This window comes from Sulfobacillus sp. TH-112, from assembly GCF_057473405.1.
Map to the genome: position 1 here is coordinate 1 of NZ_JBYCKN010000067.1, position 13,059 is coordinate 13,059.

The window sequence follows — 13,059 nt, forward strand, 5'->3', positions numbered from 1 at the left end:
AGGAAGAGGACGCTAAAGAACAACGCCGGTTCGCCATACGCCACGTTATACCCGCCGGGGAGCGGCCAGGTAATCACCATCGGCACCGCGGTCACCAAGCCCAATATGCCGACGGCAAAGAAGCCCGCGGCCCAACTCTTCCGGTTCTCTTGGGCGGGCTTCACATAAAGGTAGTGCGCTAATAACGCCAGTCCCGCCCCCAAATTGACTAACATCACCGCTAAGTAATCGGTAAACATCTCGGTCACTCTCCTTTGTCTCTCTGCCCCTCACGGGATGGATAAAAATCCTATGGATTGCACCGTCAGTATGCAATGTCCGCCCGCCTTTGCCATTGGGCTTTCGCCCTATCCTTTTCAGACCATTAGACTCAGTTCTTGTTCCCATTCGGGGTAGCCGAACCCGCCACATGGTCTATAGATGGCCATGGAGGCAAGGCCACTTCGGGCCATCGGAGGTTATTCGATAGATCTGGCCACTCCCTTAAGGGGACTACGGTCCCTTAGCTCTAGGGGGTGGGCCGGTGCAAAGATGCCCCAATTAGCGAAGAAACTTTGTCCATCCGGCCCTAGGTGACGTGCCCCGGCGGGGCATACGATAGATGTATCCAGTTCAAGAGAGGAAGGCTTATTATGAACATCACGATGTCGATATTACTTGCTACGGATGGATCGCCCGAAGCCCTCACCGCAGCCGAATGGTTAGATCGATGGGCGCAGCCTGATCGGGCCACGATTACCCTAGCGACCGTCATGGCCATTCCCACCGGCAACTGGGAACTGGGGGTTGGCAGTTATGTTTCGGATAGCGAGACCTATCAGCAAACCATGCAAGACATGATAGATAAAGCAAAAGACCACGCCAATCAACTGCTCCAGAGAACGAGAGAACAATTCACAAATTGCGCTCCGTTTCGAGAAGAAATTCTCGCTGGCATGCCCGCTGCAGCCATTGTGGACTATGCGAAAAAGCACCACATCGACCTCATTGTGATGGGAAGACGCGGCCACTCCGCATTAGGAAATCTTATGGGGAGTGTCTCCTTCGGCGTGTTACAGCGCTCCCCTATACCGGTGACGATTATAAGCTAAGTCCTATGGCAAAGGCCGACCGATCCTGGCGCCTCTTCTTTCTACGCACGTTGAAGTCTCTTGTTCTCTAGATTGACCTCATCTCGCAAGCCGAGCAAAAGATCCTCATTCGCTCTTGGAAAGCCCTTTTGATCATTCAGAGGGCTTTTCTAAGAGCTTGGGCTCGTCAATGCCGCTCACCGCCACCTTCCTCTTGGGACCCTAGCAACCGCATGCCTTTGATACCATTTCTCCGCGACATCGGCCTTTCACTGCCAAAGTAGTGCCGTAGAGAAAACTTCTGACCTCTAGCGCATAGCCACTCGCTCCTCGGGCCATAATGACCCATGAACATTGGGAATGTGGTGATCGATGAAAATTCTCCCGGAGTGAAGGAGACATCACTTCATGCGTAAGAAATCCTTTTGGCAGCGAAATGGTTATCGTATATTATCTCTATTCTTTGTAGGGTCTGGGGCATCGGGCTGCGGATCGGACTATGTCGTATTTCATCCCGCAGGTCCCGTTGCCCAAGATGAACTGCACGTCATTGTGTTAAGCACGATCGTCATGGGAGTGATTATCGTCGGCATATGGATACTCTTTGCCTATGTGGTCGTCCGTTTTCGCGACACTCCAAACAACAAAGCCCCTTATCGCCCCAATTGGATTGCAAGTCGCCCGCTTGAAGTGACGGTATTTGCTATCCCGCTGGTGGTGGTGATCCTCATCAGCATCCCCACCGTCAAAAAGACCTATAGCCTCGCCTATATACCCACCCGCCATCCCCTGGTCATTGACGTCACCTCATTTGACTATAAATGGCTTTTTGAATACCCTCGTCAACATATTGCCACCGTCAACTATTTTTATCTTCCTACGCACCAACCCACCTTATTTGAGCTGACAGCGCATTCGCCCCTCAACACCTTTTGGGTACCCAATCTGGGTGGAATGGAATATACCATGCCCAATCGCGTCTTACCTCTATGGCTCGAAGCCAACCGACCCGGCACCTATTTAGGACGCAGTGCCAATTTTTCAGGAATCGACTTCTGGCGGATGACGTTTAAAGTGCATGCGGTGTCCTCTCAGCGATTCCGCACTTGGGCCCAAAGCGTAAAAGATCGCGCTCCTGCCATGAGCCGGGCCGACTATCATCAGCTATTACAGTATGACGTAGCTCCTGAAGAAACATATTCTTCCTATCCCCCAAATACTTTCCCATCCAAAACTCATCAATTTACGGTGCGTGGCCCACACTACGTTCCCCAGCACAAACTCTAACGTCACTCTATGAGGTGCATAGCAATGAGACTCTGGCTTACCCATCTACTCAAACTCTTGTTCCCGCCACGGGTACTTCTCCCTGATATTGTCGGTATTGATATTGGGCTGACCATCTCGGCCATCACCATCGGTGCCATTTTGACCCGCACCCGCCGATGGAAGTGGCTATGGACCGAATGGCTGACCACCGTCGACCATAAAAAAATTGGCATCATGTATCTCATCGCCTCTCTTATCATGTTGTTTCGCGGTGGAGTCGACGCCCTCATGATACGTACCCAACTGTTGGTGCCTCATGGTCATTTCATGGGAGCACAACAATACGATGAAGTGTTCACCACACATGGAACCGTCATGATTTTCTTCATGGCCATGCCCTTTATTTTTGCACTTTTCAACGTGGCCGTTCCACTCATGATTGGCGCCCGTGATGTGGCCTTTCCTCGGCTCAATGCGATTAGTTTTTGGCTTTTTGCGGTAGGCGCCATCATTCTCAATGTCTCCTTTTCGGTGGGCGGATCTCCGAGTGCTGGGTGGACCTCCTATGCGCCATATTCAGAGCTCCAATTTAACCCGACCGTCGGTGAAAACTACTACCTCTTAGCCGTTCAAGTGACCGGGATTGGCAGCATTGCCACAGGCATTAACTTTCTGGTCACCATCCTGCGAATGCGGGCGCCCGGAATGTCCCTCATGAAAATGCCGCTTTTCGTCTGGTCCGCCCTCATTACCTCGTCTCTCGTCATTTTCGCATTCCCTCCGCTAACCGTAGGGCTGGCACTCACCATGTTAGACCGACTGTTTGGAGCATCTTTTTTCACCGTGGCCCACCAAGGGATGCCAATGATGTATGTGAATCTTTTTTGGATCTTTGGCCATCCCGAGGTCTACATCTTAGTGCTGCCCGCCTTTGGGATTTTTTCGGAAGTGGTCCCCACCTTCTCCCGCAAAGCACTCTTTGGCTACGATATCATGGTGATTTCCCTAGGAGCGATCGCATTTCTCAGCTATGGCGTGTGGGTGCATCACTTCTTTACCATGGGTGCGGGTCCCACGGTCAACGTCTTCTTTGGGCTCTCCACGATGCTGATTGCCATTCCGACTGGCGTCAAAATGTTTAACTGGATCTTTACCATGTGGGGGGGCCGCATTCGCTTTAGTGTGCCGATGCTGTGGCAACTCGGCTTTATTCCTACCTTTGTCGTGGGCGGAGCCACCGGAGTCATGCTTGCCGCCGTACCAGCGGACTATCAGTACCATAATAGCTACTTTTTAGTTGCTCATTTTCACAACGTACTTATCGGCGGCACCCTCTTTGGCCTGTTATCAGGTATGTACTATTGGTGGCCCAAAATGTTCGGCTGGAAATTGCAGGAGCGACAAGGATATTGGGCCTTCGGCTTATTCTTTGTGGGATTTTGGGTGACCTTTATGCCACAATATTTTCTCGGCTATATGGGAATGACGCGACGCATGTCGAGCTATCAACCCGGATTGGGTTGGCACTTTTTCAACGAGCTCTCCACCGTTGGGGCCTATATGATGGCCGCCGGCTTTATCATTATGGTGTACAACATTTTATGGAGCCGGTTGCACGTTGACTGGGATCGCAGTGGCGACCCCTGGGATGGCCGCACCTTGGAGTGGTCACTGCCATCTCCTGCCCCGGAGTATAATTTTGCGATCATCCCTGAGGTACATACTCGCGATGCCTGGTGGACCATGAAACATGAACCATCGGCCGAAGAGCGCCCAGTGTCTGCCGACGACATTCATCCTATCGCTGTCCCTAAAAATACCCCCATGCCACTTTTCCTATCGCTTGCATTTCTCGTAGGCGCCATCGGAATGGTGTTTTCTTGGTATTGGATCGCAATCGCTGGAGGTCTCGGCATTGTCGCATCCTTAACGTATGGATCGCTCGCACCCTATCACGAAGTGATCCTCGACGCCGCCCACATTATACACACGGAAGAGAGTTTAGGAAGGATGAAATCATGAATTCGAGTCCGCTACCGATCGAATTTCAGGACAACCACGAAAGTATCAAGATTCTCGGATTTTGGCTCTTTCTCACCTCCGATGTACTGTTATTTGGGAGCCTATTTGCGGTGTATACGGCGTATCGTTCCAAGGTGGCCCTCGGTCCTACACCGCAGGACATCTTCACGCTCGGCCCCACCTTGCTTGAAACCTTGCTTTTGCTCACTTCCAGTTTGACGATTAGCCTAGCCCTTTACATGTCTCGTCTAGATCGGCTCAAAGGGGCCATCAGTTGGATTGTCATCACCATGCTTCTCGGCGCCTCCTTTGTGGCACTGGAGATCCATGAATTTGCTGGCGACGTGGCTCGAGGCTTCACTTGGCATCAAAGTGCCTTTTTATCGGGCTTCTTCACCCTAGTGGGCACGCACGGCTGCCACGTGACATTCGGATTGGGATGGGCCCTGATGTTGGTAATCGGTCTAGCCACGCAAGGGCTCACCCGCTCTAATCGCCGCAAACTGTATACGTTTGCGCTCTACTGGCACTTTCTTGACATTGTCTGGGTATTTCTCTTTACCGTGGTATATCTCTGGGGCGTCATGTAAAGAATCTGAAGTGTGAGTAAGAATTTTGAGGAACCCCAAGGAGGCGGCTACGCATGGCGGACCATCGTCCCCCCGACACGCCTGACGGAACGGGAAGAGAAGTGGAAGTCGAGTTCCTAAGCCCCCACTTCACGCCACCACACTTTCCCACACCACAATTGCTGGGATATGTCGGGGCCCTAGTCCTGACCTTAATGTCGTTTGCGGTGGTCTTTTACCATTTGCTGCCCATGCATTCCGCCCTTATCGTGATTCTGGCATTCGCGGTGATGCAAGCCGGACTGCAGCTCGGCATCTTCATGCATTTGCGCGAATCACGCGGCACCGCCTGGCACCTTCCGGTGCTCGCACTTGCGCTATTTGTGGCGGCAGGCATCGTCGGATTTTCTCTCTGGATCATGCTCTTTAAATCGGGGGTTTCCTAGGGGTCCACAGCTCGCGCTCACCCGGTTCTGATCTTTTTGGAGAATCGAGATCCGATGCCGACTCGGGCGTGCCTGACGGTGGAATCCTTGCCCCCGCTCGCTAGAATAACGGCGGATGGCCCGACGATCGATCAGAGGGAACCCGCCGGGGCGTCTCCTCGCACCATGCGCGCGCCATCTCTGCCCCAGTTAAAAGCATTAGTAAGGCTCCCCTCATGACGTAATCATGGGGATCGCCGGTTATCTTGAAGCATAAAAGGGAGACCACAGCAATTCAAGAAACCCACTCAGAATCGCCACCACCAGAGCCAGAAGAATGTCGCCCATGACCATGGACACATGTTTCGGCAAGAGAGCATAATACCCTTCTAATACTACCAAGGTTCCCACAAAGTGCCACATGGCGGTGAGTGCACGGGTTCTGGCATGGGTCACAATATCTGTCAGAAGGTAGCCCACAATAGCGCTCGCAATCCCAAGAGACACCATCGCCCAGATGCCGACCACGTTGACCGGTCTAAGTAGCGTTTGAAAAGCCCATATGGCCAGCCCGACGATAACGGTTCTCAACAAAGCGCGAATCGCATGCACGAAGACCAACTCCCCCCATAGTGTAGGAAGTTGGAAAGGAATTATGCACTGCTTATTAATGAAGGTCTGCGAGGCCTCTCTTAGTCCTCACGCTCATCAAAAAGCTCCGGTCGAATCTGACTCATCACCTGTGACACGGCTTGGTCCTGCGCCTCATGCGATGTGCGAAGCCTCTCCACAATGTGCTGGAAATCTCGATCCTGACGGTTTTGACTCATCTTCCGTGCCGCCTCAATCCGCTTGACAGACATTTTTAGGCCCACGATTCCACGCATTTGCTGGGAGATAAAATCCGCATCTAAAGACTCCCACGTACGGCCATTGACTCGACCTGTTTCATAGCGATTGAGCAATTTTTTCATGGCGTCTTGAAACTCCTCATCGGCCATCACCGTCACCTTGCCCGACAAATGAATGGCCTCATAGTTCCAGGTTGGGACATTTTGCTCTTCATACCAAGATGAGGAAATATAGGTATGCGGTCCTTGAAAGATCGCTAGCGCCTCCTCCATCTCCGGAGCCGTACGCCAAATGGGGTTACCGCGCGCCACATGGCCGATCAACGTCAGTTGCTCTCCAACGGCTGCCCACTCAAACGGCATATGAGTAGCGATTGGCCGGTGCCCGTCAAACGCGACCAAGGTCCCAAAAGGGAAGGCGCTCAACAGCGCTTTCACTTCATCCAGATCTTGCACACGGTAATATTTAGGGATATACACATTCCACCTCCATCGATCCTCATTCTGACACGGAAAGCTGCCAGAATCCACTGCTGAAATTTGCTTAACACGGTATAATAATAAGAGACTTTATTAAGGGAGCGCCCGCAATTGATAAAAATTTTGGAGTATCTAAAACCCTACCGAAAATTTGTCATTCTCGTCTTGGTCCTTACGTTTATTCAGACGTTATCGACACTCTATCTGCCACAGCTCATGGCTCATATTGTGGATAATGGCATAGTGCTGGGCAATGTGCACTATATTATTCGCATCGGAGTTATTATGCTGGTCATCACCATGCTCGGTGGAATCGCATCCATTGGCGCCAGTTTTTTTTCGTCGCAGTCGTCATCCGGATTTGGTCAAATTCTCCGTAGTCGCATTTTTAAACACGTCGAAAACTTTACTATGAAAGAATTTGATGTGCTGGGCACCTCCTCACTGATCGTGCGTACCACTAACGACGTCATGCAAGTGCAACAGTTAGTCAACATGATGCTACGGATGATGGTGATGGCCCCCTTAACGGCCATTGGAGGAATCATCTTGGCCATCTATACCAATGCCCGGCTGTCGCTCATTATGATTGTCGTCGTACCGCTACTGGGATTGGCCATATACTTGGTTTTAGGTCGAGGCATCGGGCTCTTCCGAAAAATGCAAACCCGTGTCGACCGGTTAAATCGAGTGATTCGAGAAAACCTCATCGGAGTGCGTGTGGTGCGGGCGTTTCATCGTGAAGAGTACGAAACCGAGCGTTTCCGCGACTCCAACCAAGATCTCACGGATGTCTCCGTTCGCGTTTTTCAAATGATGGCTCTGATGATGCCATTGGTGATGTTCATTATGAACCTCTCCACCATCGCCATCTTCTGGTGGGGCAGTCTCCGCGTGGACCACGGCGCCATGCAGGTAGGAAGTCTTATGGCCTTTATCCAATACATTACCCAAATTATGATGGCGGTGATGATGGTCTCGATGATGGCCTTTATGATCCCGCGAGGCCAAGCCTCCGCGGTGCGGATTCTCGAAGTGCTGGACTTAACCTCGGATATTCACGATCCCGAGGATCCGGAAATACCGATTCCAGGGGCGCGCCGCTTAGTGTTCGAACATGTCAACTTCTACTATCCCGGCGCGGAAGAACCCGCACTGCAAGATATAAGTTTTGAGGCGCATCCAGGAGAAATCACCGCCATTATCGGCGGCACTGGCTCAGGCAAATCCACCTTGATTAGTCTCATTCCACGGTTTTATGACGTGAGCCAAGGCATGATTCGTCTTAATGATGTCGACATTCGTGACCTCACGCAAGAGAGCCTTCGTTCCCGATTAGGATTAGTGCCGCAACGCGCCATTCTCTTCGGAGGATCAGTGCTGGCCAATGTTCGCTACGGCGATCCCGATGCGTCCCGCGAGACGGTGGAATCGGCCTTACGTACCGCACAAGCTTGGGATTTTGTCACCCACCTGAATGATGGCCTCGATACCGTAATGACTCAGGGCGGAGCCAATCTGTCCGGAGGTCAGAAACAACGACTGGCGATCGCGCGGGCCCTCGTTAGAAAACCCGAGGTCTATCTATTCGACGATAGCTTCTCAGCCTTGGATTATAGGACCGATGCGGCTCTGCGCCGGGCTCTAAGACATGAAGTCCACGATGCCATCGTCATCTTGGTGGCCCAACGGGTCTCCACCATTATGGATGCCGACCGTATCATTGTGCTTGACGACGGAAAAATCGCTGGCATTGGCACCCATCAGGAACTCATGACCTCTTCGAGTGTATATAAAGAAATCGTCCAATCTCAACTGACACCGGAGGAAATCGCATGAGTAAGAACAATAACGGAGGAAGCAATAACTTATGGGGTGGGCCACGACCCGGCGGCGGACCGGGAGGATTCGGTGGTGGGGGTCCAGCAGCGTTAGCCATGCCGGTCGAGAAGGCGAAAAACCCTAAAAATACGCTACTACGACTCCTCGGGTATTTTCGTCCCTATCGCGGACGCATTATCGCGGTGGTCGCAGCCGCCATTCTCAGTACCATTTTCACCATTTGGAGCCCCAAGATACTAGGTGACGCCACCACGGTGCTATTCGATGGGTTTATTGCGCAATATCGTCATGTGCCTGGGGCGCACGTCGATTTTCACGCCATCTTGCATGACCTAGATATTCTCGCCGTTCTCTATGTTATTAGCTCGGCGTTTAGCTATTTACAGCAATATGTCATGGCTGGCGTAGCGCAACGGATGGTGTATCACTTACGACAAAGCGTCATGGAGAAACTGAATCGTCTGCCCACCAAGTTTTTTGACACCCATCCCCACGGAGAAATCCTCAGTCGCTTTGTTAATGACTTTGATAACATCAGTAGCACCTTGCAACAAAGCTTAACCCAACTCATCACCGCCATTGTGACGTTCTTAGGCGTGATTGTAATGATGCTGACGATAAGTCCGCTGCTCACCCTGGTGGTGGCAGTAACTTTACCGCTCAGTCTCATTGTTACGGGCGTGATTGCGAAGCGCTCACAACGGTACTTCTTAACCCGACAACGACAACTTGGTGAATTAAATGGCCATATTGAAGAGATGTATACTGGGCATGCGATTGTTAAAGCCTTTGGACACGAAAAGCGGGCGATTGAACATTTTGAAGAGATTAACAGTCGCCTTTATGTCTCAAGTTGGAAAGCACAGTTTGTCACGGGCATCATCATGCCCCTCATGAACGTCATAGGCAACTTGGGCTATGTATTCGTGAGCGTCATCGGAGGAATTATGGTGACGCGACGGGCCATCCAAATCGGGGACATTCAAGCCTTCATTCAATACGCTCGACAATTTTCCCAGCCCATTACGCAGTTAGCCAGCATCTCTAACGTCATTCAGTCCACGTTGGCATCAGCAGAGCGCGTCTTTGAAATTCTTGACGAACCGGAAGAGTCAGCGGACACCGTGGGGGAATCTCAGAGCCTCACGACCGAAGGGCATGTAGAATTCAACGATGTCGCATTTCGCTACGAACCCCAGACCCCGCTCATTGAAGACCTTCACATTGAAGCCCACGCTGGAGAGACCGTTGCCATCGTCGGTCCCACCGGTGCCGGCAAGACCACTCTCGTCAATCTCTTAATGCGCTTTTATGACGTGGAACACGGCCAGATTTCGATTGACGGTCAAGACATCCGCCATTTAGCCCGCGGTCCTCATCGACAGCGATTTGGCATGGTGCTGCAGGATACCTGGCTGTTTAACGGCACGATCCGCGACAACATCGCCTACGGCTATGCGGGAGCTACCGAATCCGAAATCATGGATGCCGCTCAAAAAGCCCACGCAGACCATTTTATCCGCACACTTCCGGACGGTTACGATACCATTCTCAATGAAGAAGCGTCAAATATTTCTCAGGGTCAACGCCAGTTACTCACTATCGCTCGGGCGTTTTTAGCTGATCCTCCGATGCTTATTTTAGACGAAGCCACCTCCAGTGTAGACACTCGGACCGAAATGGCCATTCAAAACGCCATGCAGAATCTGATGAAAGGCCGAACCAGTTTTGTTATCGCCCATCGCCTATCCACCATTCGCGACGCGGACCTCATCTTAGTCATGAATGAGGGACGGGTCATTGAGCAAGGGACGCATCAGCACCTCATGGAGCAACACGGATTTTATTATGATCTCTATCAAAGTCAATTTAGCCTGTCGGCGAAAGAAGCGGTGGTGTGAAGATGATGCCAACCCTCATTCTAATCATCGGCCATCCGGCCAGTGGGAAGAGCACCATAGCCCAGCAATTGAGTCACGATCTTCACATCGTCAGGTTGAGCCGAGATGCTTTCAAAGAAACGCTATTCGATAGTTTGGGCTCCCCCGATTTAGCCACGGCCCAACGCTATGGCAAGGCCAGTTGGGTACTCATGCATATGGCCGCTGAGGCGCTCATGGAGCAAAGCGTCTCGCTCATCATCGATGCAAACTATTCCCCCGAACCAGGACGACGGGAGCTCTTAGCGCTCATTGCCCGCTATCAATATCGCTGTCTAGAGATCTTGGTGCACGCGCCTGCTGCTGTCCTCGCGACGCGCTACCAACGCCGCATTCAAACGGGCGCGCGCCATCCTGGGCACCATGATGCCGAGCAATTGATGGAGCAAGTCCAGCGCATGCAAACGCCCTATGCCCCTTTGGAGGTAGGAGAGCCGGTATTCCACGTGGATACCAGTCAGCCTACCCGTACCTATTATCCCGATCTCGTTAATGACGTTCGAGCGGAACTGATGCGACAAGATGTTTCATAATAAATAGAAACAAGTAGAAATATTGTATCGGAATGTCATTTCATGCTACGATAGTTGCTATTATTAATGGGACAATTCCTCATCTTAAGATTGAGGTAATGGAAATATAAGGAGATCATGACATGCCCATTTCTGGAGTAATGGAGCGCATTGAATCAAATTTAGATCTTTTGGCAGAGTCAGAAGCAAAAATCGCCCGCTTTATTCTGAACCATCCAGAAAGCGTATTACAACTCACCGTGCGCGACTTGGCGCGCGAGGCTCACTCAAGTCAGGCCGCTGTAATTCGATTGTGCCGAACCTTGCAGATTAATGGCTATAGCCAACTCAAAGTGCTGCTGACCGCGGATCTTGTGCGAAATGAACGCCAACCCGCATCGGAATACGTAGAACTGAATCCCGCAACCACTTTTGATATGCAATTACAGTCATTTGCCCAAGCTACCGAGAAGTCCATACATCACACCTTAAATCACCTCAGTGAATCAGACCTAGCGACCGTCAGTGCGCGATTAGCCCAGGCTCGCCGGGTGTTTACCTTTGGGGTCGCCGCCTCTCAATTGGTTGCAGAAGACTTGGCTCAAAAGCTCACTCGTTTAGGATATCCTGTCACCCATTGGGTAGATGTACATTTAGCGACCATGACAGCGGCCATCTTAGAACCAGAAGACGTCGCCATTTTGATCTCGTTTTCCGGCGCCACACGAGAAGTGGTAGAAATAGCCGAACTGATCCACCAACGAGGATCGTTATTGGTAGCCGTTACGCAGTTTCGTCCGAAGAATCCTCTGGCCCAATTGGCTGACGTAGTGTTTTACGTCACAGCCGTCGAACCTACCCCACGCATCGGAGCCACCACCTCGGTCATGGCTTCTCTTTTAGTGGGAGATGCGCTCATGCTGTGGCTTGCCAATCGCGAACCCAGTGCCACCCTACCCTATCTCAAAGCCACCCAAGAATCGATTACGAGACATCGCGTATAATCATCTCCTTACCTCACACCTGAAGAAACGAGGCCGCATGACATGGACATTCCCTACACCTCTTTACTGACCGAATCCTGGGGATCAACATTGACCCGATTTAGCGACGCTCTCGAATGTTGAACTCACCCGCATCATAAACGCGCCTAACACTAATGCAATAGCAGCCACGGCCATTGCGTCAGTGCTTCCTAATATCGCCGCCATTGATGCCATCGGTCACCTGCTCTCTCATGGAGGGAGACTTTTTTACTTTGGGACCGGCACCAGCGGACGTCTTGGAGTACTCGATGCCGCCGAGTGCCCACCGACCTTCAATACTGATCCCGATATGGTACAAGCCCTGATTGCCGGCTTGCCCGACGCCATGTTTCATGCTAAAGAGGGTGCCGAGGACAATGAGGCACAAGGTGCTAAAGATGTGGCAGCGCACGATGCGATCGCAAAAGAGTGTGTGGAATTAGTGCCTCTGGATCTGCTCCCTACGTGTTAGGCGCTCTCGCCTGGGGACGACAGCACGGCCTCCTGACCGTCTCTCGATCCTGTAATCCCTCTCCCGAAGCCGCCGCTCTCTCTCACATTGCCATTGCGGTACCTACCGGTCCGGACGTACTCATGGGTTCTACTCGGATTAAAGCGGGCAGTGCACAAAAAAATGGTGCTCAACATGATCAGCACGGGGGTGATGCTGGCTCTCGGGAAAACCTATCGCAACCTCATGGTGGATATGCGTCCCACGAATCGTAAAATGCGAGCACGCGCGGTAAGAATTGTCATGCTTGCGTGCGATATCCCTCAGGACAAAGCGGAAGATCTATTAAAGAGTAGCAATGGGTCTCTAAAAGTGGTCATTTCCATAAACATTTTAGAGGTATCCACCACCGACGAGGCGAACCGCCAACTCGATGCCGTGGAAGGCGTCTTGGGTCGCGTCTAATCGCCCTAGAACGCTCCTGCACCGAACGTTAAAATCCCTCTCCCGGCTCGATTACCGTCATCCAATGCATGGCGCGTTCCCGACCATTTATATGATTTTTACTTGGAATTCCTCCTTAAGCCTCGTATACTCAGGCGC

The 13,059-nt window shown here is 51.7% G+C and carries 14 protein-coding genes; 11 read left to right on the plus strand and 3 right to left on the minus strand.

The window, feature by feature from the left end; all coding sequences use genetic code 11:
• A partial coding sequence (locus ACOJWD_RS04260; RefSeq protein ID WP_486991983.1) for a DUF981 family protein occupies positions 1–239 on the minus strand: 239 nt, incomplete at its 3' end.
• Positions 240–632: 393 nt separating this feature from the next.
• On the opposite strand from ACOJWD_RS04260, the gene ACOJWD_RS04265 reads away from it, so the two are divergent.
• The 5 genes from ACOJWD_RS04265 to ACOJWD_RS04285 all read left to right on the plus strand — a co-directional run bounded on the left by ACOJWD_RS04265 (position 633) and on the right by ACOJWD_RS04285 (position 5,376).
• Positions 633–1,091, plus strand: a complete 459-nt coding sequence (locus tag ACOJWD_RS04265; protein WP_486991984.1) for a universal stress protein — start codon at positions 633–635, stop codon at positions 1,089–1,091.
• 387 nt (positions 1,092–1,478) lie between these two features.
• Entirely contained in the window at positions 1,479–2,357 is an 879-nt protein-coding gene (locus tag ACOJWD_RS04270; protein WP_486991985.1) for a cytochrome c oxidase subunit II, read from the plus strand.
• Between the two features lie 24 nt (positions 2,358–2,381).
• On the plus strand, positions 2,382–4,361 hold the full coding sequence (locus ACOJWD_RS04275) for a cytochrome c oxidase subunit I (RefSeq protein WP_486991986.1): 1,980 nt from the start codon (positions 2,382–2,384) through the stop codon (positions 4,359–4,361).
• The gene (locus ACOJWD_RS04280; protein WP_486991987.1) at positions 4,358–4,951 is read left to right on the plus strand and encodes a cytochrome c oxidase subunit 3; all 594 of its coding nucleotides are present in this window, start codon (positions 4,358–4,360) and stop codon (positions 4,949–4,951) included. The genes ACOJWD_RS04275 and ACOJWD_RS04280 overlap by 4 nt, the downstream gene beginning before the upstream one ends.
• A 53-nt stretch (positions 4,952–5,004) precedes the next feature.
• A complete protein-coding gene (locus ACOJWD_RS04285) occupies positions 5,005–5,376 on the plus strand; it encodes a cytochrome o ubiquinol oxidase subunit IV (RefSeq protein WP_486991988.1) in 372 nt (123 codons plus the stop codon).
• A gap of 240 nt (positions 5,377–5,616) precedes the next feature.
• Here ACOJWD_RS04285 and ACOJWD_RS04290 read toward each other — a convergent pair whose 3' ends face one another.
• Both ACOJWD_RS04290 and ACOJWD_RS04295 read right to left on the minus strand, forming a co-directional pair.
• Positions 5,617–5,967 (minus strand): hypothetical protein, encoded by a 351-nt coding sequence (locus ACOJWD_RS04290; RefSeq protein WP_486991989.1) that lies wholly within the window; start codon positions 5,965–5,967, stop codon positions 5,617–5,619.
• An 80-nt stretch (positions 5,968–6,047) separates the two neighbouring features.
• Positions 6,048–6,686: an FMN-binding negative transcriptional regulator gene (locus ACOJWD_RS04295; RefSeq protein ID WP_486991990.1), complete on the minus strand. Its 639-nt coding sequence runs from the start codon at positions 6,684–6,686 to the stop codon at positions 6,048–6,050.
• Between the two features lie 111 nt (positions 6,687–6,797).
• Here ACOJWD_RS04295 and ACOJWD_RS04300 point away from each other — a divergent pair, with 111 nt between their 5' ends.
• From ACOJWD_RS04300 to ACOJWD_RS04325, 6 genes are all read left to right on the plus strand, one after another.
• On the plus strand, positions 6,798–8,525 hold the full coding sequence (locus ACOJWD_RS04300) for an ABC transporter ATP-binding protein (protein ID WP_486991991.1): 1,728 nt from the start codon (positions 6,798–6,800) through the stop codon (positions 8,523–8,525).
• Complete coding sequence (locus ACOJWD_RS04305) at positions 8,522–10,429, plus strand: ABC transporter ATP-binding protein (protein WP_486991992.1); 1,908 nt, start codon at positions 8,522–8,524, stop codon at positions 10,427–10,429. Before ACOJWD_RS04300 ends, ACOJWD_RS04305 begins: the two co-directional genes overlap by 4 nt.
• 2 nt (positions 10,430–10,431) lie before the next feature.
• Entirely contained in the window at positions 10,432–11,001 is a 570-nt protein-coding gene (locus ACOJWD_RS04310; RefSeq protein ID WP_486991993.1) for a P-loop nucleotide/nucleoside kinase family protein, read from the plus strand.
• Positions 11,002–11,123: 122 nt separating this feature from the next.
• Positions 11,124–11,984 carry a MurR/RpiR family transcriptional regulator gene (locus ACOJWD_RS04315; RefSeq protein ID WP_486991994.1) on the plus strand — a complete coding sequence of 287 codons (861 nt, stop codon included), beginning with the start codon at positions 11,124–11,126 and terminating at the stop codon, positions 11,982–11,984.
• Between the two features lie 184 nt (positions 11,985–12,168).
• Positions 12,169–12,477, plus strand: a complete 309-nt coding sequence (locus tag ACOJWD_RS04320; protein ID WP_486991995.1) for a hypothetical protein — start codon at positions 12,169–12,171, stop codon at positions 12,475–12,477.
• Positions 12,478–12,651: 174 nt separating this feature from the next.
• Positions 12,652–12,921: a hypothetical protein gene (locus ACOJWD_RS04325; RefSeq protein ID WP_486991996.1), complete on the plus strand. Its 270-nt coding sequence runs from the start codon at positions 12,652–12,654 to the stop codon at positions 12,919–12,921.
• Positions 12,922–13,059: the final 138 nt, after the last annotated feature.

Coding starts and splice junctions, on each gene's coding strand:
- ACOJWD_RS04265 (WP_486991984.1), top strand. CDS start 633: ATGAACATCACGATGTCGATATTACTTGCTACGGATGGATCGCCCGAA.
- ACOJWD_RS04270 (WP_486991985.1), top strand. CDS start 1,479: ATGCGTAAGAAATCCTTTTGGCAGCGAAATGGTTATCGTATATTATCT.
- ACOJWD_RS04305 (WP_486991992.1), top strand. CDS start 8,522: ATGAGTAAGAACAATAACGGAGGAAGCAATAACTTATGGGGTGGGCCA.
- ACOJWD_RS04310 (WP_486991993.1), top strand. CDS start 10,432: ATGATGCCAACCCTCATTCTAATCATCGGCCATCCGGCCAGTGGGAAG.
- ACOJWD_RS04315 (WP_486991994.1), top strand. CDS start 11,124: ATGCCCATTTCTGGAGTAATGGAGCGCATTGAATCAAATTTAGATCTT.
- ACOJWD_RS04285 (WP_486991988.1), top strand. CDS start 5,005: ATGGCGGACCATCGTCCCCCCGACACGCCTGACGGAACGGGAAGAGAA.
- ACOJWD_RS04325 (WP_486991996.1), top strand. CDS start 12,652: ATGATCAGCACGGGGGTGATGCTGGCTCTCGGGAAAACCTATCGCAAC.
- ACOJWD_RS04280 (WP_486991987.1), top strand. CDS start 4,358: ATGAATTCGAGTCCGCTACCGATCGAATTTCAGGACAACCACGAAAGT.
- ACOJWD_RS04275 (WP_486991986.1), top strand. CDS start 2,382: ATGAGACTCTGGCTTACCCATCTACTCAAACTCTTGTTCCCGCCACGG.